The sequence below is a fragment of the Blastococcus sp. KM273129 genome (genome assembly GCF_021698995.1).
Taxonomy (GTDB): domain Bacteria; phylum Actinomycetota; class Actinomycetes; order Mycobacteriales; family Geodermatophilaceae; genus Blastococcus.
Genome location: NZ_SSXB01000013.1, coordinates 33,287 through 54,821, shown reverse-complemented (window position 1 = coordinate 54,821; position 21,535 = coordinate 33,287). Strand labels below are relative to the sequence as shown.

At 76.6% G+C, this 21,535-nt stretch carries 26 protein-coding genes; 7 read left to right on the top strand and 19 right to left on the bottom strand.

What is annotated here, in order from left to right:
• Positions 1 to 6 precede the first annotated feature (6 nt).
• The gene (gene groES / locus E9565_RS06020) at positions 7 to 315 is read right to left on the bottom strand and encodes a co-chaperone GroES (RefSeq protein ID WP_014377938.1); all 309 of its coding nucleotides are present in this window, start codon (positions 313 to 315) and stop codon (positions 7 to 9) included.
• Positions 316 to 510: 195 nt separating this feature from the next.
• Between groES and E9565_RS06015 the strand changes: the two genes are divergently transcribed.
• A complete protein-coding gene (locus tag E9565_RS06015; RefSeq protein ID WP_236834319.1) occupies positions 511 to 1,749 on the top strand; it encodes a class I SAM-dependent methyltransferase in 1,239 nt (412 codons plus the stop codon).
• A gap of 73 nt (positions 1,750 to 1,822) precedes the next feature.
• On the opposite strand, the gene tsaD is transcribed toward E9565_RS06015, so the two are convergent.
• The 6 genes from tsaD to E9565_RS05985 are packed head-to-tail and all read right to left on the bottom strand — an operon-like array spanning position 1,823 to position 5,595.
• Complete coding sequence (gene tsaD / locus E9565_RS06010; RefSeq protein WP_236825760.1) at positions 1,823 to 2,857, bottom strand: tRNA (adenosine(37)-N6)-threonylcarbamoyltransferase complex transferase subunit TsaD; 1,035 nt, start codon at positions 2,855 to 2,857, stop codon at positions 1,823 to 1,825.
• Positions 2,854 to 3,300 carry a ribosomal protein S18-alanine N-acetyltransferase gene (gene rimI / locus E9565_RS06005; protein WP_236834318.1) on the bottom strand — a complete coding sequence of 149 codons (447 nt, stop codon included), beginning with the start codon at positions 3,298 to 3,300 and terminating at the stop codon, positions 2,854 to 2,856. The genes tsaD and rimI overlap by 4 nt, the downstream gene beginning before the upstream one ends.
• On the bottom strand, positions 3,297 to 3,932 hold the full coding sequence (gene tsaB / locus E9565_RS06000; RefSeq protein WP_236834317.1) for a tRNA (adenosine(37)-N6)-threonylcarbamoyltransferase complex dimerization subunit type 1 TsaB: 636 nt from the start codon (positions 3,930 to 3,932) through the stop codon (positions 3,297 to 3,299). The genes rimI and tsaB overlap by 4 nt, the downstream gene beginning before the upstream one ends.
• Before the next feature lie 6 nt (positions 3,933 to 3,938).
• Positions 3,939 to 4,463, bottom strand: a complete 525-nt coding sequence (locus tag E9565_RS05995) for a GNAT family N-acetyltransferase (protein WP_236825763.1) — start codon at positions 4,461 to 4,463, stop codon at positions 3,939 to 3,941.
• Between the two features lie 44 nt (positions 4,464 to 4,507).
• Positions 4,508 to 4,960 (bottom strand): tRNA (adenosine(37)-N6)-threonylcarbamoyltransferase complex ATPase subunit type 1 TsaE, encoded by a 453-nt coding sequence (tsaE, locus tag E9565_RS05990; protein WP_236825764.1) that lies wholly within the window; start codon positions 4,958 to 4,960, stop codon positions 4,508 to 4,510.
• Positions 4,957 to 5,595 carry a uracil-DNA glycosylase gene (locus E9565_RS05985; RefSeq protein WP_236825765.1) on the bottom strand — a complete coding sequence of 213 codons (639 nt, stop codon included), beginning with the start codon at positions 5,593 to 5,595 and terminating at the stop codon, positions 4,957 to 4,959. The genes tsaE and E9565_RS05985 overlap by 4 nt, the downstream gene beginning before the upstream one ends.
• A gap of 45 nt (positions 5,596 to 5,640) precedes the next feature.
• Here E9565_RS05985 and E9565_RS05980 point away from each other — a divergent pair, with 45 nt between their 5' ends.
• On the top strand, positions 5,641 to 6,327 hold the full coding sequence (locus tag E9565_RS05980) for a TIGR04222 domain-containing membrane protein (RefSeq protein WP_308113094.1): 687 nt from the start codon (positions 5,641 to 5,643) through the stop codon (positions 6,325 to 6,327).
• A 9-nt stretch (positions 6,328 to 6,336) separates the two neighbouring features.
• Here the strand turns inward: E9565_RS05980 and E9565_RS05975 are convergent, their stop codons facing one another.
• The 10 genes from E9565_RS05975 to E9565_RS05930 all read right to left on the bottom strand — a co-directional run bounded on the left by E9565_RS05975 (position 6,337) and on the right by E9565_RS05930 (position 16,433).
• Positions 6,337 to 7,536, bottom strand: coding sequence for an alpha/beta fold hydrolase (locus E9565_RS05975; protein ID WP_236834316.1), 1,200 nt, complete (start codon positions 7,534 to 7,536; stop codon positions 6,337 to 6,339).
• Positions 7,536 to 8,672 carry an alanine racemase gene (gene alr / locus E9565_RS05970; RefSeq protein WP_236834315.1) on the bottom strand — a complete coding sequence of 379 codons (1,137 nt, stop codon included), beginning with the start codon at positions 8,670 to 8,672 and terminating at the stop codon, positions 7,536 to 7,538. The genes E9565_RS05975 and alr overlap by 1 nt, the downstream gene beginning before the upstream one ends.
• Positions 8,669 to 10,135, bottom strand: a complete 1,467-nt coding sequence (locus E9565_RS05965; RefSeq protein WP_236834314.1) for an NAD(P)H-hydrate dehydratase — start codon at positions 10,133 to 10,135, stop codon at positions 8,669 to 8,671. Before E9565_RS05965 ends, alr begins: the two co-directional genes overlap by 4 nt.
• Positions 10,132 to 10,518, bottom strand: a complete 387-nt coding sequence (locus E9565_RS05960; protein WP_236834313.1) for a holo-ACP synthase — start codon at positions 10,516 to 10,518, stop codon at positions 10,132 to 10,134. The genes E9565_RS05965 and E9565_RS05960 overlap by 4 nt, the downstream gene beginning before the upstream one ends.
• Positions 10,519 to 10,626: 108 nt before the next feature.
• Positions 10,627 to 12,504 (bottom strand): glutamine--fructose-6-phosphate transaminase (isomerizing), encoded by a 1,878-nt coding sequence (gene glmS, locus E9565_RS05955; protein ID WP_236825771.1) that lies wholly within the window; start codon positions 12,502 to 12,504, stop codon positions 10,627 to 10,629.
• 79 nt (positions 12,505 to 12,583) lie between these two features.
• The gene (glmM, locus tag E9565_RS05950) at positions 12,584 to 13,927 is read right to left on the bottom strand and encodes a phosphoglucosamine mutase (protein ID WP_236825772.1); all 1,344 of its coding nucleotides are present in this window, start codon (positions 13,925 to 13,927) and stop codon (positions 12,584 to 12,586) included.
• A gap of 11 nt (positions 13,928 to 13,938) precedes the next feature.
• Entirely contained in the window at positions 13,939 to 14,358 is a 420-nt protein-coding gene (rpsI, locus tag E9565_RS05945; RefSeq protein WP_374201291.1) for a 30S ribosomal protein S9, read from the bottom strand.
• Complete coding sequence (gene rplM, locus E9565_RS05940; RefSeq protein WP_236825773.1) at positions 14,355 to 14,798, bottom strand: 50S ribosomal protein L13; 444 nt, start codon at positions 14,796 to 14,798, stop codon at positions 14,355 to 14,357. Before rplM ends, rpsI begins: the two co-directional genes overlap by 4 nt.
• Positions 14,799 to 14,944: 146 nt before the next feature.
• On the bottom strand, positions 14,945 to 15,430 hold the full coding sequence (locus E9565_RS05935) for a carbonic anhydrase (protein ID WP_308113092.1): 486 nt from the start codon (positions 15,428 to 15,430) through the stop codon (positions 14,945 to 14,947).
• Positions 15,423 to 16,433 (bottom strand): PfkB family carbohydrate kinase, encoded by a 1,011-nt coding sequence (locus E9565_RS05930; RefSeq protein ID WP_236834312.1) that lies wholly within the window; start codon positions 16,431 to 16,433, stop codon positions 15,423 to 15,425. The genes E9565_RS05935 and E9565_RS05930 overlap by 8 nt, the downstream gene beginning before the upstream one ends.
• A 60-nt stretch (positions 16,434 to 16,493) precedes the next feature.
• Here E9565_RS05930 and glp point away from each other — a divergent pair, with 60 nt between their 5' ends.
• From glp to E9565_RS05915, 3 genes are read left to right on the top strand one after another with little or no spacing between them, the layout of a single operon-like run.
• A complete protein-coding gene (glp, locus tag E9565_RS05925; RefSeq protein WP_236834311.1) occupies positions 16,494 to 17,696 on the top strand; it encodes a gephyrin-like molybdotransferase Glp in 1,203 nt (400 codons plus the stop codon).
• A complete protein-coding gene (gene moaC, locus E9565_RS05920) occupies positions 17,693 to 18,166 on the top strand; it encodes a cyclic pyranopterin monophosphate synthase MoaC (RefSeq protein ID WP_308196094.1) in 474 nt (157 codons plus the stop codon). Before glp ends, moaC begins: the two co-directional genes overlap by 4 nt.
• Entirely contained in the window at positions 18,163 to 18,660 is a 498-nt protein-coding gene (locus E9565_RS05915; protein ID WP_236834310.1) for a molybdenum cofactor biosynthesis protein B, read from the top strand. Before moaC ends, E9565_RS05915 begins: the two co-directional genes overlap by 4 nt.
• 151 nt (positions 18,661 to 18,811) lie before the next feature.
• Here E9565_RS05915 and E9565_RS05910 read toward each other — a convergent pair whose 3' ends face one another.
• Both E9565_RS05910 and fdhD read right to left on the bottom strand, forming a co-directional pair.
• The gene (locus tag E9565_RS05910) at positions 18,812 to 19,276 is read right to left on the bottom strand and encodes an SRPBCC family protein (protein WP_236834309.1); all 465 of its coding nucleotides are present in this window, start codon (positions 19,274 to 19,276) and stop codon (positions 18,812 to 18,814) included.
• An 87-nt stretch (positions 19,277 to 19,363) separates the two neighbouring features.
• The gene (gene fdhD / locus E9565_RS05905; protein ID WP_236825778.1) at positions 19,364 to 20,197 is read right to left on the bottom strand and encodes a formate dehydrogenase accessory sulfurtransferase FdhD; all 834 of its coding nucleotides are present in this window, start codon (positions 20,195 to 20,197) and stop codon (positions 19,364 to 19,366) included.
• A 40-nt stretch (positions 20,198 to 20,237) separates the two neighbouring features.
• Between fdhD and E9565_RS05900 the strand changes: the two genes are divergently transcribed.
• Together E9565_RS05900 and E9565_RS05895 are read left to right on the top strand one after the other, a co-directional pair.
• Complete coding sequence (locus E9565_RS05900; protein WP_236825779.1) at positions 20,238 to 20,828, top strand: molybdenum cofactor guanylyltransferase; 591 nt, start codon at positions 20,238 to 20,240, stop codon at positions 20,826 to 20,828.
• 10 nt (positions 20,829 to 20,838) lie between these two features.
• On the top strand, positions 20,839 to 21,504 hold the full coding sequence (locus tag E9565_RS05895; protein ID WP_236834308.1) for an NAD(P)H-binding protein: 666 nt from the start codon (positions 20,839 to 20,841) through the stop codon (positions 21,502 to 21,504).
• The last annotated feature ends 31 nt before the right edge of the window (positions 21,505 to 21,535 follow it).

Below are 21,535 nucleotides of genomic sequence, written 5' to 3'. Positions count from 1 at the left end.
CTGCGGTCACTTCTCCACGACGGCGAGCAGGTCGCGGGCGGAGAGCACCAGGTACTCCTCGCCGGCGTACTTGACCTCGGTACCGCCGTACTTCGAGTAGATGACCACGTCGCCGACGTTCACGTCGAGCGGGACGCGGTTGCCGTTGTCGTCGATGCGGCCGGGGCCGACGGCGACGACGGTGCCCTCCTGGGGCTTCTCCTTGGCGGTGTCCGGGATGACCAGACCGGAAGCGGTGGTGGTCTCGGCCTCGTTGGCCTGGACCACGACCCGGTCCTCCAGCGGCTTGATGCTGACCTTGGTAGCGGTCGTCACGTCGGTGACGCCCCCTTCGGTGTCGGACGGCAGGGATGTTCGATGCTGTGGCACGAGGTCAGGCACCCGCCGTCGCGGGGGTCGGGCGCCAGCCCGTGTCGTTTGGCACTCTACCCAGGAGAGTGCCAGCCACTCAACCCGGTCGCCGGGGTGGGTGACGTCGGCGCCGACCAGCGCGTGCGCCACGCTGTGCCGGTGGACCGGCCATCCGAGGAGCAGACCGCCGAGACGGTGCGCCAGCTGCGCGCGCTGACGACGCCGGAGGGCACGGCGGCGCTGGCGCGCGCGGCGGCGCTGCTGGCCGAGGGGGTCGACGCGGTGGCCGCGCTGACGCGGCTGCGCGCCGAGGTGGGCACCGACCTCGCCGGCCCGGCGTGGGGCACCGCCCGGCAGCGGCAGCGGGCCCGGGCGGCCTTCGGGGCCGACGCCGACCGGATGCTGTTCACCGGCGACACCCTCGAGCAGGCCGGGCGGCCCGAGCTCGCCGCCCGGCGCGCGGCCCGGCTGCTGGCCGGGGGCGCCGACTCCGTCGCCGACCTCGGGTGCGCCGCGGGCACCGACACGATCGCGCTCGCCCGCGCTGGTGCCCGGGTGCTCGCCGTCGACGTCGACCCGGTGGCCCGGGAGCTGACCGCCGCGAACGCCGAGGCGCTCGGGGTCGCCGACGACGTCTGGGTGGTGGCCGGCGACGCGGTGGAGCTCGTGGCCGCAGCGCGCGGTGGCGAGGTGGCCGGGTGCGGGGCCGCCGTCCTGGACCCCGCCCGGCGGGCCGGCGGGCGGCGGCTGCTGGACCCCGACCGCTGGTCGCCGCCGTGGTCGACCGTCGTGGAGCTGCTCGCCACGGTGCCGACGTCGGTGGTGAAGGTGGCGCCCGGCCTGGACCACGACCGGGTGCCCGGCGGCGTGGAGGCGGAGTGGGTGTCGGTCGGCGGGTCGATCGTCGAGGCGCTGCTCTGGGGCCCGGCCGTCTCGGCCACCTGGCGGCGGGCGACCGTCGTCCGCGACGGCGAGGTGCACGAGCTGACCGCGGACGCCGACCCCGGGCCGGCCCCGGCCGGACCGGTGCGGGCCTGGCTGCACGAGCCCGACCCCGCGGTCATCCGCTCGGGCCTGGTCTCGCTGGTGGCCGCCGACCTCGGTGCGTCCCTCGTCGACCCGACGATCGCCTACCTGTCCTCCGACGGCCCGGTCCTGAGCCCGTGGGTCAGCTCCTACCGGGTCGACGCGGTGCTGCCCTTCAACCTCAAGAAGCTGAAGGCGCTGCTGCGCGAGCGGGGGGTGGGCCGCGTCGTGGTGAAGAAGCGCGGCTCGGCGATCGAGCCGGAGACCCTGGCCCGGCAGCTCCGCGGCCCCGGCGGCGGGACGGCGACCGTCGTCGTCACCCGGGTCGCCGGCGCCCCGACGGCACTCGTCTGCGACGTCACCACCGACTGACGCACGAGATCGCGTGATCTCGGCACATCAGAGCCGCTGGAGCGCCGGGTTCACGCGATCTCGACGGAGGGCCTCAGCGGCTGACGACGTCGATCGGCAGCGAGCTGTCCGCCCCGAGGTCCGGGGCCGACGGCGCCACGCCGGCGGCAACCAGCCGCGAGCCCAGCGCCGCCACCATCGCGCCGTTGTCGGTGCACAGCTTGGGGCTGGGCACCCGGAGCACGATGCCGGCCGCGGCGCACCGCTCCTCGGCCAGCGCGCGCAGCCGCGAGTTGGCCGCCACTCCCCCGCCGAGCACCAGGTGGTCGACGCCGTGGTCGCGGCAGGCCCGCACCGCCTTGGCGGTGAGGACGTCGGCGACCGCCTCCTGGAACGAGGCCGCGACGTCGGCCACCGGCACCGGCTCACCCGCGCGCTCGCGGGCCTCGATCCACCGGGCGACGGCGGTCTTCAGGCCGGAGAAGGAGAAGTCGTAGGCGGGGTCGCGCGGGCCGGTGAGCCCGCGCGGGAAGGCGATGGCGTGCGGGTCGCCCTCGCGCGCGGCCCGGTCGATCGGCGGGCCGCCGGGGAACGGCAGCCCGAGCACGCGGGCGACCTTGTCGAACGCCTCGCCGGCGGCGTCGTCGATGGTGCGGCCCAGCGACCGCACCTCCTGGGCGAGGTCGGGCACCAGCAGCAGCGAGCTGTGCCCGCCGGAGACCAGCATCGCGATCGACGGCTCGGCGAGCGGCCCGTGCTGCAGCTCGTCGACGGCGACGTGCGCCGCGAGGTGGTTCACCCCGTACAGCGGCTTGCCCAGCGCCAGCGCGTAGGCCTTCGCGGCGGCGACCCCGACCAGCAGCGCGCCGGTCAGGCCGGGGCCGCTGGTCACCGCCACCGCGTCGACGTCGGCGGCGCGCACACCGGCCTCCGCGAGCGCCCGGTGCACCGTCGGCACCATCGCCTCCAGGTGCGCGCGGGAGGCGATCTCGGGGACGACGCCGCCGAACCGCTCGTGCTCCTCCATCGAGGTGGCCAGCGCGTCGGAGAGCAGGGTGTGCCCGCGGACGATGCCCACCCCGGTCTCGTCGCACGAGGTCTCGAACCCGATGACCAGCGGCTCGCTCACGGCGTCCCCCTCCTCATCACGACGGCGTCCTGCCCGCTCGGCTGGTAGTAGCCGCGCCGCCGGCCGATCTCGGCGAACCCGCGCCGACGGTAGAGCCCCTGCGCCGTCTCGTTGTCCGCCCGCACCTCCAGCAGCACCACCGGCGCACCGCGCCGGTCGGCCTCGGCCAGCAGCGCGTCGAGCAGCCGCGCGCCGATGCCCTCGCCCTGCCGCGCCCCGGTCACCCCGATGGTGGCCACGTGCGCCTCGTCGTCGTAGGCGATGAGGCCGGCGTACCCGACGACCCCGCCGTCGTCCTCGGCCACCAGGTAGTGGCGGGTGTCGGTGCGGGACAGCTCGTCGCGGTACATCGCCGCGGTCCACGTGTCGGGGGCGAAGAGCTCGTCCTCCAGCCCCATCACCGCGGGCAGGTCCGCGAGCGTCATCGGCCGCAGCCGGGTCACCGCGTCACCGCCTTGATCGACGTCGGCGGCACGGCGTCGGGGCGGCGCAGGTACAGCGGCACCAGCGGCGCGGCCGAGCCGGGGTCGCTGAGCTGCGCGGTGGCCGCGCGGAGCAGGCCCGCCGTCGTCACCTCCGCCGGCGTCACCGGGCCGCCGAGCCGCTCGGCGAACGCGGGGTCGCCCACGAACGGCCCACCTCGGCCGAACTCCTCGGGGCGGACCACCCCGGGGCCCTCGACCCGCCGGCCGGCGTCGTCGTAGGCGGCCCAGTAGACCTCCTTGCGGCGGGCGTCGGTGACCACCGTGCGCGCGCCGCTGCCGATCGCGTCGAGGGAGCAGACGCCGACCACCGGCAGCCCGCGGGCGTCGGCGATCGCGGCGGCGGTGACCACGCCCACCCGCAGCCCGGTGAACGGCCCGGGGCCCAGCCCGGTGACGACCGCCTCGACGTCGTCCAGCGCGAGGCCCGCGTCGGCGAGGGCGCCCTGGATCGCCGGGGTCAGCAGCTCGGCGTGCTTCGTGCCCGAGGGCACGGCGCGCTCGGCGAGCACCTCCGCGCCGCCGTCGGGGGTCCACCGCGCGAGGCCGGCGACGAGCGTCGGGGTGGCGGTGTCGAGCGCGAGGACCAGCACGACCGCTCAGCGTAGGCGAGGGCCGGCGGCCACCTCGTGGACGATCTCCAGACCGTCCTCCTCGTCGACCTGCTCCCCCACGGCGACGAAGCCCTCGGCGAGCACCAGGGCCAGGGACGCGGTGTTCGCCGGCCCCACCGACGCGCGCACCGCCGTCACCCCGGGTGCCGCGGCCGCCTCCGCCAGCAGCGCGCGCAGCGCCGCCCGGGCGTACCCCTGCCTCCGGTACCGGGGGTCGGTGGAGTAGCCGACCTCGACCGTGCCGGAGGCGTCCGGCGGCCCGTGGAAGCCCGCCCGGCCCACCGAGACGCCGCGCCCGGGGTCGTGGACCACCCGGGTGATCCAGCGGGCGCTCCCCGGGTCGGCGACCACCTGCTCGGCCCGGATCCGCCACACCGCGCGGCACTCCGGCCCGGCGAGGTACGGGCTGAGCGGCACGGGAGCGGCCGCCTCGGCCGCGGCCAGGTCGCCGTCGGCGAGGGCGCGCAGTGCGACCGCACCCAGCGCGACCAGCTGCACCCGCCGCTCCACGGCCGCGAGGCTAGCCGGGGCGAGCCCCGTGGCGGGTCGGGGCCTCAGCTCGCGTCGAGCCGGGCGGTCCACCCCGCGCCGTGCGGCACCAGCAGGGCGGTGCGGACGTCGTCGTCCCGCCGGTCCAGCCGCACCTCCAGGTGCTCGTCGGCCAGCTGCTCCACCAGACCCTGGCCCCACTCGACGACGGTCACCGACTCGTCGGTCGAGGCGTCCAGGTCGAGGTCGTCGACGTCGGCGTGCCCGCCGAGCCGGTAGGCGTCCACGTGCACCAGCGGGATGCGGCCGCCGCGGTGCACCCGGGCGATGACGAACGTCGGCGAGGTGACCGGCTCGCGGACGCCGAGCCCCGCGCCGATGCCCTGGGTGAGGGCGGTCTTGCCCGCGCCGAGCGGCCCGACCAGGACCACCAGGTCACCGGGGCGGGTGAGGCCGGCCAGCGCCTCGCCCAGGGCGTGCGTGTCGGCGAGGCCCGGCAGCACGTGCTCGCGCTTCACCCCTGCTCCTCGAGCGATCCGGCGACAGCGGTCAGGTCGGCCAGCAGCCCGGCCCGCGGGGCGCCGTTCGGGCCGAAGCGGATGGCGGCCGACGGGTGGTAGGTGGCCCAGACGGCGCGGCCGTCGACCTCGTGCGCCTGCCCGCGGACGGCGGCCAGCACGGTGCGCGGCCCGAGGAACCACTTGGCCGAGGAGAGCCCCAGCGCGACGACGACGGGGCTGCCGAGCAGCTCCAGCTGCCGGCGCAGCCAGCCGCTGCACCGCGCCACCTCGGGCGCCCTCGGGGTGCGGTTGCCCGGCGGCCGGCACTTCACCACGTTGAGCACCGCGGCCTGCGCGCGGTCCAGCCCCGCCTCGGTGAGGAGCTGGTCCAGCAGCGCCCCGGACCTCCCGACGAACGGCCGGCCGGTCTCGTCCTCCGTCGCCCCCGGCGCCTCGCCCACCAGCACGAAGCGGGGACGGCCGGCGTGCGGCACGTCCCCGACCACCACGTGCTGCCGGGCCGTGGCCAGCTCGGGGCACGCCACGCAGGACCGGGCGGTGGCCGCGAGCGCCGCCCAGTCGGGTGCGGCCGCCGCGGCGCGGGCCACCTCGTCGGCGGCGGCGTCGAGCCGGGGCGGACGGGGAGCGGCCACCCCCGCACCCTAACCAGCCGCCCTCGGACCCTTCCCCGAGGACCGGTGGCGTGCGACCGTGCGCTCACGACGCCCCGGCGCGGAGGAACTGCCATGGCCGACCTGGACCTGTACGAGTTCGCGTTCCTCGCCGGTGGGCGGGAGCGCGTCGTCGACACCGCCGTCGTCGTCCTCGTCGAATCCGGCCGGTTGCGGGTGCACCCGCCCGGTGAGCTGTCCATGGTGGAGGCGTTCCGCCGGCACCCGGTCGAGGCGGCCGTCCTCGACGCGGTGGGTGCCCGCGGGCACCGGTCGGTCGACACGATCCGCTGGCGCTCGGTGAACGACGACCGGATCACCGGCCTCGCCCGGCGGCTCGCCGATGCCGGGCTGCTCCGCCGCCGATCCCTCCACCGCCGGGGGCGGTGGGCCCCGACGCGGGCGGGTCGAGCGCTCCTCCGCCGGGGGCCGCTCGCCGACCCGTCGCTCGACGGGGGCAGCGCGGTCCTGGTCGCGCAGCACGGACGTGCGGCGATGACCGACACGGCGCTGCGCTCGGCCGTCTTCGAGCGGCCGACGCCGCGACAGCTGAGCGCGGGCGAGATCGGCCGCCGGATCAGGCGGAGCCGCTGGGACGCGGCGAGCGGCAGCGCGATGTTCGGGGCGCACCAGTCGCACACCGCGCTGGGCGGCGCGGCCGGCTTCGGGCTCGACGCCGGAGGCGGCGGCGGTGGTGACGGCGGCGGCTCGTGAACCGCGCGGTCAGCTGCCGGTGCGGGCGTCGGCACCCACCCGGCGGAGCAGGCCCGCGATCGCCCCGCTGACCTCGTCGGGCCGCTCCAGCAGCACCATGTGCCCGGCGCCGGGCACGACGACGTACTCGACGGCGTTCTCCCCGGTCTGCGCGAGCCGCTCGACGATGAGCTCGCTGTGCCCCTGCGGGATCATCGTGTCCTCGTCGCCGGTGAGCACCAGCGTGGGCACCCGGCGCAGCGGCTCCAGGCGGCCGGTCTCGTCGAGACCGGCCAGGGCCGGGTAGAACTCGGCGATGACGTCCACCGGCGTACCCGCGATCATCGCGTCGACGTAGCGCACCAGCGCCGGGTCCACCTCGGACGAGCCGAAGGACAGCGCCTTCGTCGCGGCCGACACCAGGTCGGCCGCCATCCGGCGGGTGCGCTCGGCGAAGGTCGGCCGGTGCCGCATCGTCCAGGCGGCGACCGGCAGCACGGCGGCGCGCAGGCGGGTGAGCATCTCGGGCAGGCCGAAGCTGAGCTCGGCGAGGTTGCCGCTGGAGGTGGAGATCAGCGCGGCGCCGCGCACCCGGGTGCCGAACAGCTCGGGCCGCAGCGCGGCCAGCCCCATGACCGTCATGCCGCCCATCGAGTGCCCCACCAGGACCACCGGGCCCCGGGGCGCGCGGGCGTCCAGGACCGCCAGCAGGTCGCGGGCCAGCTGCTCGATGGTGGAGTGCTCCGGGGCCCCGCGCCCCGACGAACCGTGGCCGCGCTGGTCGTAGAAGACCAGGCGGGCCTGCGGGCGGTGCCCGTTCCCGGTGGCGAGCTCCGCCGCCAGCGTCCGGCGCTGGAACGCCCAGGACGCCATCGACAGCGTGTACCCGTGCACGAAGACGACGGTCAGCGGCGCGTCGCGGGGGCCGATCTCCTCGACCGACAGGAGCACGCCGTCGTCGGTCCGCACGAGGGCGGTGCGGTCGGCCGGCCGCGCGTCGGCGCCGAGCGGGTCGACCTGGCGGAGCCGGCTCTCGGCCAGCGCCGTCGCCACCTCCGCCGCCGGGCCGAGCTCGGCGGCGCGCACTCTTCGGGCCGCGATGCGGCTCAGCGCGACGCCGGCCGCGGTGCCCGCGGCGGCCAGCCCCACCACGGCACCGACGACGCCGGCGGCGCGCGCCTTCGGGTGCCCGGCGGAGGGCCGGGCCGGCTGCGAGCGCCTCCGGGCCATCAGACCGCCCCCGCCGAGCCGACGTAGCGGCGGGCGAACCGGCCCCCGATGCGGGTGACGAGCTCGTAGTGGATGGTGCCGACGGCGTCCGCCCACTGCTGCGCGGTCGGCTCCCCGCCGTCCCCCGGCCCCCACAGGACCACCTCGTCCCCGGCGGCGATCGGGGCGTCGCCGACGTCCAGGACGAACTGGTCCATGCAGACCCGGCCGGCGATGGTCCGCTGCTCCCCTGCCGCGAGGACGGGCGCGACGTTGCCCGCCGCCCGCGGCACCCCGTCGGCGTAGCCGGCGGGTACCAGGGCCAGCGTGGTCTCGGCGGTCGTCGCGTAGGTGTGGCCGTAGGAGACCCCCGCGCCGGCGGGCACCCGCTTGGTCAGCGCGACGCGGGCGCGCACCGTCATCGCCGGCCGCAGCCCGTGCGCGGCGGGGTCGCCGCCCAGCGGGTCCAGCCCGTAGACGGCCACGCCGGGGCGCACCATGTCGTACCAGGTGCCGGGCAGGGCGACCGTCGCCGCCGAGTTGGCCAGGTGCCGGCGCGCGTCGGTGAGCCCGGCCGCCCGGGCGACCGCGACCGCCTCCTCGAACACCCGCACCTGCGCGGCGATGGTCGGGTGGGTGGGGGCGTCGGCGTAGGCGAGGTGGCTCCACAGCCCGGTGACGACGACGTCGCCGTCGGCCTGCGCCCGGGCCGCGGCCGCGACGAGCCCGGGCCACTCGGCGACGGGGGCGCCCTCGCGGGAGAGCCCGGTGTCGACGAACAGGTGCAGGCGCGCCGTCCGGCCGGTCGCCCGGGCCGCGGCCACCACCTCGGCCAGGCCCCAGCTCGCGTTGACCGACACCTCGACGTCGGCGGCCAGCGCGGCGGCGATGTCGGCTCCCGGGCCGTTCAGCCAGGCCAGCACCGGCGCGGTGACGCCGGCGGCCCGCAGGGCCAGCGCCTCGCTCACGACGGCCACGCCGAGCTGGTCGGCGCCGCCGGCGAGCGCGGCCCGCGCCGCGGGCACCAGCCCGTGCCCGTACCCGTCGGCCTTGACGACCGCCATCAGCGGCCGGCGCACCCGCTCGCGCAGCGCCGCGGTGTTCGCCGCGATGGCGTCGAGGTCGACGACCACCTCCGCACCGGTCCCGTTCGTCACGCCCCCGAGTCTGGCAGGCCGGCCGGCGCGGTACCGCGCACCCGCGCGACCGCCTCCGGCAGGTGCCGGACGACGTCGCCGGCGACGAACGGCCCGCGCGCCGCGGCGACCTGCCCGGCGCGCCCGTGCACGTGCGCGGCGACCGCCGTCGCCTCGACGGCGGGCAGGTCCGCGGCGAGCAGGGCGCCGGCGATCCCCGAGAGGACGTCGCCGGTGCCGGCGGTGGCCAGCCACGGGGTGCCGGTGCCGTTGACGAAGACGGTGCCGTCGGGGTCGGCGACCACGGTGGCGTCGCCCTTGAGCAGGACGACGGCACCCAGGTCCGCGGCCAGCCGGCGGGTGGCGCCGATCCGGTCGTCCCCGGGCTCGGCGCCGAAACGGGCGAACTCCCGGTCGTGCGGGGTGAGCACGGTCGGCGCCGCCCGGCGGCGGACCAGTTCGGGCTCGGCAGCCAGCAGGGTGAGCCCGTCGGCGTCGACGAGCACGGGCAGGTCGGTGGCGAGCACCTCGGCCAGCACGCTGCGGGCGTCGTCCCCGGTGCCCATGCCCGGTCCGACGACCCACGCCTGCACGCGGCCGGCGTCCCCCGGGCGCCCGTCGGTGACGATCGCCTCCGGCCACGCGGCCCGGACGCCGTCGGCCGCCGTCCCGGCGTAGCGCACCAGCCCGGGCCGCGTGCGCAGCGCCGCCCCGGTGCAGAGGACGGCGGCCCCGGGATAGGTGGCGGATCCCGCGACGACGCCGACGACGCCCTGCGAGTACTTGTCGTCGTCGGCGTCCGGGAGCGGCAGCCGGGCGGCGGCGTCGGCGTCGGTCAGCTGCCGGGCCGACGGCGCCGGCAGGTGGGGCCCGAGCCCGATGTCGACCAGGTGCACCGCGCCCGCGTGACCGCGGCCGGCCCCGGCGACGAGGCCGGTCTTCACCGCCCCGAAGGTGACCGTGTGCATCGCCGGGAAGGCGGCCCCGGCCACGGCGCCGGTGTCGGCGTCCACCCCGCTGGGCAGGTCGACGGCGACCATCAGCGCCGGACCCGCCGCCGCTCGCTCGACCAGCCCGGCGGCCGGCTCCCGCAGCCCGCCGGAGCCGCCGAGGCCGACGATCCCGTCGAGCACGAGGTCCGCCCGGTCGAGCACCGGCCCGGCCGCCGCCGCGTCGACGGTGCGACCGCCGGCCCGGCGGAAGGCGGCGAGCGCGGCCGGGTGGGCGCGGTCGGGGCTGAGCAGGACGGCGGTCGCGCGCGCCCCCCGGGCGGCCAGCCGGGCGGCGGCGAAGAGCGCGTCGCCCCCGTTGTTCCCCGCGCCCGCCAGGACGGCGACGCGGGCGCCGTACGGGCGGCCCAGCAGCCGCAGGCAGACGGTGGCCAGGCCGGTGGCGGCGCGTTGCATGAGCGCGCCGTCGGGCAGGGCGGCGAGCAGCGGGGTCTCGGCCGCGCGGATCTCCGCGGCGGTGTGCAGGTCGATCACGGCGCCTCCCGGGTCAGCCCCTCGGCGACGACCACCGCGGAGGCGATGCCGCCGTCGTGGCTCAGCGAGACGTGCCACGAGGTGACCCCGAGCTGGGCTGCCCGGCCGGCCACCGAGCCGCGCACGGCGAGGTGCGGCCGGCCGTGCGCGCCGACGGTCACCTCGGCGTCGTGCCAGCGCAGGTCACCGGGGGCGCCGAGCGCCTTGGCCAGCGCCTCCTTGGCGGCGAACCGGGCGGCCAGCGACTCCCCGGTCCGGGGGACACCCGACGGCGTGCGCTGCTCCTCGGCGGTGAACAGCCGGTCGCGCAGCCCCGGCGTCCGGGTCAGCGACTGCGCGAAGCGGTCGACCGGTACGACGTCGATGCCCACCCCGATGATCACCCGCCCAGTCTGCCCGGACGGCGGTCACGCCGCCGATCGGTCACCTGGCGACAGGCCCCGTCCCGGGTCCCACCCTGAGCGTGCGCAGGGTGGGGAGGACGGGGTCCTTCACTCGACGGTGACGCTCTTGGCCAGGTTGCGCGGCTGGTCGACGTCGTAGCCGCGGGTGTCGGCGATCTCGCAGGCCAGCACCTGGAGCGGCACCGTCGTCACCACGGGTGCCATGAGCGTGGGCGTGCGCGGCACGCGGATCAGCTCGTCGGCGAACGGGACGACGTCGTCGTCACCCTCCTCGGCGATCACGATGGTGCGCGCCCCGCGGGCCCGCACCTCCTGGATGTTGGAGACGACCTTGCCGTGCACCGAGTTGCGGCTGCGTGGCGACGGGACGATGACGACGACCGGGGTGCCCTGGTCGATGACGGCGATCGGCCCGTGCTTGAGCTCGCCGGCGGCGAACCCCTCGGCGTGGATGTAGGCGAGCTCCTTGAGCTTCAGCGCCCCCTCGAGCGCCACCGGGAACCCGACGTGGCGGCCGAGGAACAGGATGGTGCCCGCGTCGGCCAGCGACCGGCCCAGCGCCCGCACCGGCTCCATCTGCTCGAGCACCTGCTCGACGGCGCCGGGCAACTGCCGGAGGTCGTCGACGATCGCGGCGATCTCGTCCTCGTACTTGACGCCGCGCACCTGGGCGAGGAACAGCCCGACCAGGTAGCAGGCGACGACCTGGGCGAGGAACGCCTTCGTCGAGGCGACGGCGATCTCCGGGCCGGCGTGGGTGTACAGGACGGCGTCGGACTCGCGCGGGATGGTCGAGCCGTTGGCGTTGCAGATGGCCAGCACGCGGGCCTTCTGGTCCTTGGCGTGCCGCAGCGCCATGAGGGTGTCCATCGTCTCGCCGGACTGGCTGATGACGACGACCAGCGTGGAGCGGTCCAGCACCGGGTCGCGGTAGCGGAACTCGCTGGCGACCTCGACCTCGACGGGGATCCGGGTCCAGTGCTCGATGGCGTACTTGGCGATCAGCCCGGCGTGGTAGCTCGTGCCGCAGGAGACGACGAAGATCTTGTCGATGTCGCGCAGCTCCTGGTCCGACAGCCGGACCTCGTCGAGCACGAGCTCGCCGTCCTCGCCGAGCCGGCCCAGCAGCGTGTCGGCGATCGCCTGCGGCTGCTCGGCGATCTCCTTGAGCATGAACCAGTCGTAGCCGCCCTTCTCGGCGGCCGCGGCGTCCCAGTCGACGGTGTAGGCGGTCGGCTCGGCCGGCGTGCCCTCGAAGTCGGTGACGGTGAGACCGCGGGTGCGGTCGATCTCGACGACCTGGTCCTGGCCGAGCTCGCGCGCCTGCTTGGTGTGCCCGATGAACGCGGCGACGTCGGAGCCCAGGAAGTACTCGGGGGTGCCGTCTGCGGTCTCCCCGACGCCGACCACCAGCGGGCTGCTGCGCCGGGCGGCGACGAGCGTGTCGGGCTCGGCGACGTGCGTGGCGACGAGGGTGAACGCGCCCTCCAGCCGCCGGCAGACCGCGCGCATCGCCTCGGCCAGCCGGCCGGGACCCTCCGGCGTCGCGGTGTAGGCGTCGGCCAGCAGGTGCGCGACCACCTCGGTGTCGGTCTCGGAGCTGAACTCCACACCGGCGGCCTCGCACTCGGCCCGGAGCACGGCGAAGTTCTCGATGATCCCGTTGTGGATGACCGCGACCGCGCCGTCGGCGGAGACGTGCGGGTGGGCGTTGCGGTCGGTGGGGCCGCCGTGGGTGGCCCAGCGCGTGTGCCCGATGCCGATGGTCGCGGCCGGGAGCGGCTGGTCGGCCAGCACCTTCTCCAGGTTGGCCAGCTTGCCGGCCTTCTTCGCCGAGCTCAGCGCGCCGTCGGCGACGACGGCGATGCCCGCGGAGTCGTACCCGCGGTACTCGAGCCGGCGCAGCCCCTCCAGCACGACGGCCAGAGCGTCCTGGGGGCCGACGTATCCCACGATGCCGCACATTGGACCGAGGGTACCGGGGACCGGCCCGGCGCCCGGGCCGCGCGCGTCCGCACGGCCCCGAAGGGTGAGGCCGGGCGGGTCAGCCGACCCCGGCGACGACGGCGGCGAGCCGCTGCGCGACCGCGTCGGCCTGGTCCTGCGTGGGGGCCTCCACCATGACCCGGACCAGCTGCTCGGTGCCCGAGGGCCGCAGCAGGACCCGGCCGGTGTCGCCGAGCTCGGCCTCGACCGCGTTGACCGCGGCGGCCACCTCGTCGCTCGCGGCGACGGCGAGCCGGTCGGACACGGGCACGTTGACCAGCACCTGCGGCAGCCGCTGCACCACCGAGGCGAGCTCGGCGAGCGAGGCGCCGGTGCCGGCCATCCGGGAGAGCAGGGCCAGCCCGGTGAGCAGGCCGTCGCCGGTGGTGGCGTGCTCCAGGAACACCAGGTGCCCGCTCTGCTCACCGCCGAGGCTGAGGTCGTGGGCTCGCAGGGTCTCCAGCACGTAGCGGTCACCGACCGCGGTCGTGCTCACCGAGATGCCGGCGTCGCGCATCGTGTGGTGGAACCCGAGGTTGCTCATGACGGTCGCGACCACCGTGTCGGACTTCAGCGCGCCGCGCTCGTGCAGGTCCAGCGCGCAGATCGCCAGGATGGCGTCGCCGTCGACGACCTCGCCGTCGGCGGTCACGGCCAGGCAGCGGTCGGCGTCCCCGTCGTGGGCCAGCCCGATGTCGGCGCCCCGCGCCCGGACCGCCTCGACCAGCGGGCCGAGGTGCGTGGAGCCCACGCCGTCGTTGATGTTCCAGCCGTCGGGCTCGCAGCCGATGGCGTGCACCGTCGCGCCGGCGCGCCGGTAGACCTCGGGCGCGGCCGCGGCGGCCGCGCCGTGCGCGGCGTCGACGACGACCGAGAGCCCGCCCAGGGGCCGGTCGACGGTGGAGAGCAGGTGCTCGACGTAGGCGTCGGTGCCGTCGGCCAGCGCGCTGACGCGACCGATCGAGCCGCCGGTGGGGCGGTGCCCGTCGGAGGAACCGGCGGTGACGGTCCGCTCGATGGCGGCCTCGACCGCGTCGGGCAGCTTGTGCCCACCGCGGCTGAAGAGCTTGATGCCGTTGTCGGGCATGGGGTTGTGGCTGGCCGAGATCATGACGCCCAGGTCGGCGCCGCTGCGGCCGGTCAGCCAGGCCAGCGCCGGGGTGGGCACGACCCCGGCGAGGAGCACCTCGGCTCCCGCGCTCGTGAGGCCCGCGACCACCGCGGCCTCGAGCATCTCCCCGCTGGCGCGGGGGTCGCGCCCGACGACCGCGACGGGACGCGAGGTCCCGTCGCGGTCGGCGAGCACGCCTGCGGCGGCACGTGCCACCGAGAGGGCCAGCTCCGGCGTGAGGTCGGAGTTGGCCCGACCCCGGACGCCGTCGGTCCCGAAGAGGCGACCCACGGACGTACCGGTCAGCGCTTGGAGTACTGAGGCGCCTTGCGGGCCTTCTTGAGGCCGTACTTCTTGCGCTCCTTGACCCGCGGGTCACGGGTCAGGAAGCCGGCCTTCTTGAGGGCCGGGCGGTCCTCGGCCTCGACCTCGATGAGGGCGCGGGCGATGGCCAGGCGCAGCGCGCCGGCCTGCCCGGTGACGCCGCCACCCTTGAGGATGCCGACGACGTCGTACTGCTCGGCCTTCTCGAGGGTCACGAACGGCTCACGGATGAGCTGCTGGTGCACCTTGTTCGGGAAGTACTCCTCGAGGGAGCGGCCGTTGAGCTTGAACTGGCCGGTGCCCGGGAGCAGCCGCACGCGGACGACGGCCTCCTTGCGCCGGCCGACGGTCTGCACCGGACGCCCCTCGGCGTCGGTCACGGTCAGTGCGCTGGTCACTGGGCCACCTGCTTGATCTCGTAGGTCTGGGGCTGCTGCGCGGCGTGCGGGTGCTCCGGGCCGGCGTAGACCTTGAGCTTCTTCAGCATCTGCCGACCCAGCGTGTTGTGCGGGAGCATGCCCTTCACGGCGCGCTCGATGACGCGGTCGGGGTGGGTGCGCAGCTGGTCACCCACGTTGATGGTCTTGAGACCACCCGGGTGGCCGGAGTGCCGGTAGGCGAGCTTGTCGTCCCGCTTGGACCCGGTGAGGGCGACCTTGCCGGCGTTGACGATGACGACGAAGTCGCCGACGTCCACGTGCGGGGCGTACTGGGGCTTGTGCTTGCCGCGCAGGAGCTGCGCGGTCTGGCTGGCCAGTCGACCGAGCACCACATCGGTGGCGTCGATGACGTGCCAGGCCCGGGCGACCTCGCCGGGCTTGGGGGTGTACGTGCGCACGGCGCGCGTCCTCCGTCGTCGTCGGGATGGCTGGTGGGATCGCCTCGCCGAGCACGGGAGACGGATCTGCACGCGCGGCACCAGCCGGCACACGCGCCAACCGAGCACGATACCAGTCGAAGGCCCGTCGTCACCCGGCCGTTCGGTCAGGTCACTTCGCGGAGCCGCCCGGTGTCGACGTCGTAGACCGTCCCCCGCACCTCGTGCGAGACCAGGTAGGGGCAGTCGCGGAGCAGGCGCATGGACTCGCGCACGTCGGCGTCGACGTCGGTGAAGGTGCGCGCCGACCACGGCGGCCGCCGGCCGGTCTCCCGCTCCACCAGGTCGGCGAAGTCGACGTCGTTGCTCTTCTGCAGCCCGCAGTCGGTGTGGTGGACCAGCACGATCTCGCGGGTGCCGAGCAGGTGCTGCGAGATGGTCAGCGAGCGCACGGTGTCCTCGGTGACGACGCCACCGGCGTTGCGGATGACGTGCGCGTCACCGACCTCCAGGCCCAGGAGGGGGAACAGGGGCATCCGGGAGTCCATGCAGGCCACGACGGCGACCTTGCGCGCCGGGGCCACCGGCTTGCTGCCGGGGAACCGCTCGGCCCATTCCGCGTTCGCCTCGAGCATCCGGTCGATCTCAGCCACGACCGGACGATAACCGGGAGCCGCCGCCGTCGCGCTCGCGGGTGATCACCTCCGCCAGCGCCGCCGGGTCCAGCGCCGGGCGCCCGCCCGCGTGCGCGACCGTCGAGGCCGCCGCCGCGGCGCCGAGCCACGCCGCCTCCTCCGGACCGCCCCGGCCGCGCAACGCCGCGACCAGCGCCGCGACCCACGCGTCCCCGGCACCGGTGGGGTCGACCGGCGCACCGCCCAGCCGGGGCACCAGCACCTCGCCGTCGGCCCACGCCGGCTCGGCCTCCCCCACCCCGGCCGCCATCCCCGGTGCCGGCCCGGCGCGCCACGCCACCAGGTCGCCCTGCTCACCGGTCGCCAGCGCCACCAGCCGGGGGCCGGCCGCGAGCAACCGCGCGGCGGCGTCCCGCGCGTCGTCGGGGCCGGAGAGCCGGTGGCCCACCAGCAGCTCGGCCTCGGCGGCGTCGGCCCGGACGACGTCCGCCCTGCCGAGGACCGCCTCCCGCGTGAGCGCGTCCTCCGGCGCCCCGTCGGCCACCACCAGCGCCGTGGGCGGGGCCAGCCCGAGCGCCGCCCGCACGGCCGCCCCCGGCTGCTGGAGCTGGAGGCTCAGCACCTCGCAGCCCGCCAGCACGCCGCCGGCCGCGGCCACGTCGGCGGGGGTGAGCAGCACCGCGGGCGGGACGTGCTCCACCAGCCGCCGCCGGCCGCCGTCCTCGACCAGGTCGAGCAGGAGCGCCGTCGCCGCGCCCGGACGCGGGACCACGCCCGAGACGTCGATGCCGTCGGCGGCGGCCTGCGCCAGCACGTCGCGCCCCGCGGCGTCGTCCCCCACCGCACCGACCAGCCCCACCGGGACGCCGAGCTGCGCGAGCGCGACCGCCTGGTTGGCCCCCTTCCCGCCGAGCAGCTCCCTGCGATCGGAGGCGGGGGCCGAGCCGCCGGCCTCCGGCACCGCCGGGAGCCGCAGCACCAGGTCCCGGCCGACCTGCCCCAGCACGACGACCGCCGCCATGCCCGCACCTCCCGGCCACCGCCGCTGTCGGGAGCGCGGCGATGGGCGAGGATGTGCCCCGTGCGCACGGTCGAGGAACACCAGGCGGCGGTCAGCGCCCTGCTGCCCGCCCTGCCCGAGGAGACCGTGCCCCTGGCCGAGGCGCACGGGCGGGTGCTGGCGCGTGACGTCGTCGCCGAGGTGCCGCTGCCCGGCTTCGACAACTCGGCGATGGACGGCTACGCGGGCCGGTGGGCCGAGCTCGCCGGCGCGGACGGCGGGCCGGTGCGGCTGCCGGTGGCCGAGGACATCCCCGCCGGGCGCACCGACGTCGTCCCGCTGGCGCCCGGCACCGTCCACCGCATCATGACCGGCGCCCCGCTGCCCCCGGGCGCGGACGTCGTCGTCCCCGTGGAGCTCACCGACGGTGGCACCGACGTCGTGGAGATCCGCGAGCGGCCCGCGGCCGGGAGCCACCTCCGGGCGGCGGGCGAGGACATCGCCGCCGGGACCGTCGCGCTCTCCGCCGGCGCGCCGCTCGGCGCCGCCCAGCTGGGCCTGGCCGCGGCGGTCGGCGTCTCGGAGCTCGTGGTGCGGCGCCGCCCCCGGGTGCTGGTGCTCTCCACCGGCAGCGAGCTGGTCGCGCCCGGGCAGCCGCTCGCGCGCGGCCAGATCTACGAGTCAAACTCCGCGCTGCTGGCCGCCGCGGTGGAAGAGGCCGGGGGCGTCCCGCGGCGGCTGCACTTCGTCCCCGACGACGTCGACCAGTTCCTCGCCACCGTGCGCGCCGAGGTGGCGACGGCGGACCTGCTGATCACCAGCGGCGGCGTGAGCGCCGGCGCCTACGAGGTCGTGAAGGACGCCTTCCGCGCGCTGGGCACCGTGGAGTTCGGCAAGGTGGCGATGCAGCCCGGCGGCCCGCAGGGCGCCGGCACGGTCGACGGCGTGCCGGTGGTCACCCTGCCCGGCAACCCGGTCAGCGCCTTCGTCTCCTTCGAGGTCTTCGTCCGGCCGGCGCTGCGCCGCGCCCTCGGGCACACCGCGCCCGACCGGCTGCGGGCGCCGGCCCGGCTCACCGGGCCGCTGCGCTCCCCCGCCGGCCGCCGCCAGTTCCTGCGCGGCCGCTACGACGGCGGCGAGGTCTCCCAGGTCGGCGGCCCCGGTTCGCACCTGGTCGCGCACCTGGCCCGGGCCAACTGCCTCGTGGTCGTCCCCGAGGACGTCACCGAACTGCCCGCCGGCGCCTCCGTGGACGTCGTGCTGATCGAGGGAGCCCTGCAGTGAGCGAGCCGCGTCTCACCCACGTCGACGAGTCCGGGGCCGCCCGGATGGTCGACGTCTCCGCGAAGAGCGTCACCGCCCGCGAGGCCACCGCCGCCGGCCGCGTGCTGGTCAGCCCGGAGGTCGTCGGCCTGCTGCGGGGCGAGGGGGTGCCCAAGGGGGACGCGGTGGCGGTGGCGCGCATCGCGGGCATCGCCGGGGCGAAGCGGACGCCGGACCTCGTGCCGCTGTGCCACCCGATCGCGCTGCACGGCGTCACCGTCGACCTCGAGGTCGCCGACGACGCCGTCGAGATCACCGCCACCGCCCGCACCGCCGACCGCACCGGCGTGGAGATGGAGGCGCTCACGGCGGTCACCGTGGCCGGGCTGACGATGATCGACATGGTCAAGGCCGTCGACCCGCGGGCCGCGATCACCGACGTCCGGCTGCTGCGCAAGACCGGCGGGAAGAGCGGGGAGTGGACCCGGTGACCGCCGCCCTGCCGCCGGATGCCCGCGCGATGGTGCTGACCGCCTCCAACCGGGCCTACGCCGGCGTCTACGACGACCGCAGCGGCCAGGCCCTCGCCGACGGCCTGGCCGCGCTCGGCTTCGACGTCGAGGGGCCCCACGTGCGCCCCGACGACGCCACCGAGCTGGAGAACGTGCTGCGGAACGCCGTCGACGCCGAGTTCGACGTCGTCGTCACCACCGGGGGGACCGGGCTCTCCCCCACCGACGTGACGCCGGAGGCGACCCGCGCGGTGATCGAGCGGGAGGCACCGGGCATCGCCGAGGCGGTGCGCCGCTACGGGGCCGGGAACGGGGTGCCGACGGCGGTGCTCTCCCGCGGGCTCGCCGGCATCGCCGGCCGCACCCTGGTGGTCAACCTCCCCGGCTCGACCGGCGGCGTGAAGGACGGGCTCGCGGTCCTGGCGCCGCTGCTCGCCCACGTGGTCAGCCAACTGCGCGGCGGCGACCACTGAGCACATCGCGGCCCTCCGGGCCGCGCGGCGGCCGGGGGCCGTCCCCGGCTGCCCCGGGCGCGTCCCCGGTTCGGCAGCCGGACCAGCAGGGGGACAGCACCCGTGTGCACCACTGCGGCTTGCCGGGCGCTCCGGCCGCGCACCGCGACCGCTACGCCAGGAGGTCGGCCGCCGCCTTGGTCCACGCGTCCAAGTCCCTCTGCAACGACCAGGCGAGAACCGGTCGGAGCACAGGGAGCAGCGAGCGGATCAGGAGGTTCTTCGGCTCGACGTCCCAGCGCCACGTCACCCTCGTGCCTTCTGCGGTGGGCTCGAAGGTGCCGTAGAACGTGCCGCCCAGAGGGGAGTCCAGCGTCTGGTTCACGTGGCGTCGAGGGCGGTCGAACACGTGGTAGTCGGAGATCCAGCTCATCGCCGGCAGAGGGCCGATCCGCTGCACCATCCGGTACCGCGGCGTGCCGTCGGCGCGGACCTCGTAGTCCTCGACGGTGACGGAGCTGGCCAGGTACCGGGCGGTCTGCCGAGGGTCCCTCCAGAAGAAGTCCCACGTCTCCTCGGGGCTGAGCGGCACCACCGCCGCGGCCTCCACGGACTGCATGGGCCGTAGCTTTCCCATGCCGGCACGAGACGTCCAGACGACTCGGAGCCGTCCCAGCACTGTCCCCGAGCGGGCCGTCACCCGTGCAGGCGGCGTGCCGATCCGTCAGGCGCCGACCCCCGTGAGCCGCTCGGTGCGGGTGTAGACGTTGCAGCCGTCGCCGCGGAGGAAGCCGACCAGGGTGATGCCCACCTCGCGGGCCAGCTCCACCGCCAGGGACGACGGCGCCGAGACCGCCGCCAGCACCGGGATGCCCGCCATGGCCGCCTTCTGGGTGAGCTCGAAGCTGGCCCGCCCGCTGACCATCAGCACCTGCCCGGCCAGCGGCAGCCGGCCCGCGCGGACGCCGTCGCCGATCACCTTGTCCACCGCGTTGTGCCGGCCGACGTCCTCCCGCAGGGCGAGCAGCTCCCCGTCCGCGCTGAACAGCCCCGCCGCGTGCAGGCCGCCGGTCTTGTCGAAGACCTGCTGGGCGGCGCGCAGCCGGTCGGGCAGCGCCAGCAGCACCTCCAGCGGCAGCTCCACGGGGTCGGCCGCGACGTCGAAGGAGGTCTTGGTGCGGATGGCGTCGATGCTGGCCTTGCCGCAGACGCCGCAGGAGCTCGACGTGTAGAAGTTCCGCTCCAATCCGGTGTCGGGCACCGGGACGCCGGGCGCGAGGTCGACGTCCACGACGTTGTAGGTGTTGCGGCCGTCGGCGTCCACGGAGTCGCAGTAGCGCAGGCCGGCGACGTCGTCGGCCCCGTGGATGACGCCCTCGGTCGCCAGGAAGCCGTGCACCAGGTCGAAGTCGTCGCCCGGCGTGCGCATGGTGATCGCGAGGGCGGTGCCGCCCAGGCGGATCTCGAGCGGCTCCTCGGCGGCGACCGTGTCGGGCCGGGTGCTGCGCTGCGGACCGCGGATGCGCAGCACCGGGGTGCGGCTGGTGACTCGTCCCACGCGGGCGACGGTACCCATCCCGCGGAACTACCGTGACGGCGTGGACCCCCTGCTGCCCTACGCGGCCGTGGTGCTGGCCGGCGGCCGGGCCGAGCGGCTCGGCGGGCAGGCCAAGCCGCAGCTGCGCGTGGGGGGCCGGACGCTGCTCGCCACCGTCCTCGACGCGGTGGCCGATGCGCGGCCCCGGGTCGTGGTCGGGCCGGCGCAGGAGGTCCCGGACGACGTCCTGCTGATGCGGGAGGCCCCGCCCGGCGGAGGCCCGGTGGCTGCGCTCCGCGCCGGGCTGGAGCACGTGCACACCCCCACCGTCGTGGTCCTCGCGGCGGACCTCCCCTTCCTCACCGCCGGCCTGGTGCGGGAGCTGCGCCGGCGGGTGCGCCGCGACGGGGCGCTGGTGGTCGACGACACGGGCCGGGACCAGTTCCTGCTCGGCGCCTGGCGCACCGCCGCGCTCCGCACCGCGGTGACCGACCCGGCCGGCCCGCGCGCCCTGCACCGCGTGGTCTCCGCGCTCGACGTCGACCGCTGGTCACCGCCGGTCGAGCCGGGCCGGCCCGGCCCGTGGCTGGACTGCGACACCCCCGAGCAGTTGGCGTGGGCCCGCGCGGTAGCCGGCGGGCCACCCGGGTAGGGGCCGGGGCATGCGCATCGTCATCGCCGGGGCCCACGGGCAGGTCGCCCGCCGCCTCGGCCGCCTGCTGTCCGGCCGCGGCGACACCGTCGTCGGTCTCGTCCGCAACCCCGACCACCGGGCCGACCTGGAGGCCGACGGCACCACGCCCGCCGTGCTCGACCTGGAGTCGGCCTCGGTCGACGACGTCGCGGAGGTCGTCCGGGGTGCCGACGCCGTCGTCTTCGCCGCCGGCGCCGGCCCGGGCAGCGGGGCCGCGCGCAAGGACAGCGTCGACCGGGGCGCCGCGGTGCTGCTCGCCGACGCGGCCGAGCGGGCCGGTGTGCGGACCTACCTGCTGGTCTCCTCCATGGGCACCGACCTCGTGGCCGGGGGCGGCACCCCCGAGGGCCTGGACGACGTGTTCGCCGCCTACCTGCGCGCCAAGCTCGCCGCCGAGCAGGACCTGCTGGCGCGCCCCGCCCTCGGGGTGACGGTGCTCCGCCCGGGCGGGCTGTCCGACGAGCCGGGGACGGGGCGGGTCACCCTCGACCGGCACGTCGAGCGGGGCGAGATCCCGCGCGACGACGTCGCGGCCGTCCTGCTCGAGTTCCTGGACCACCCCCGCGACGGCGCGGTGGTCGAACTCGTCGCGGGCGGGACACCGATCCCCGAGGCGGTCGCCTCGGTGCCGTGACCGCCCGCGGGTGACGCCCGCCCTGGCGGCC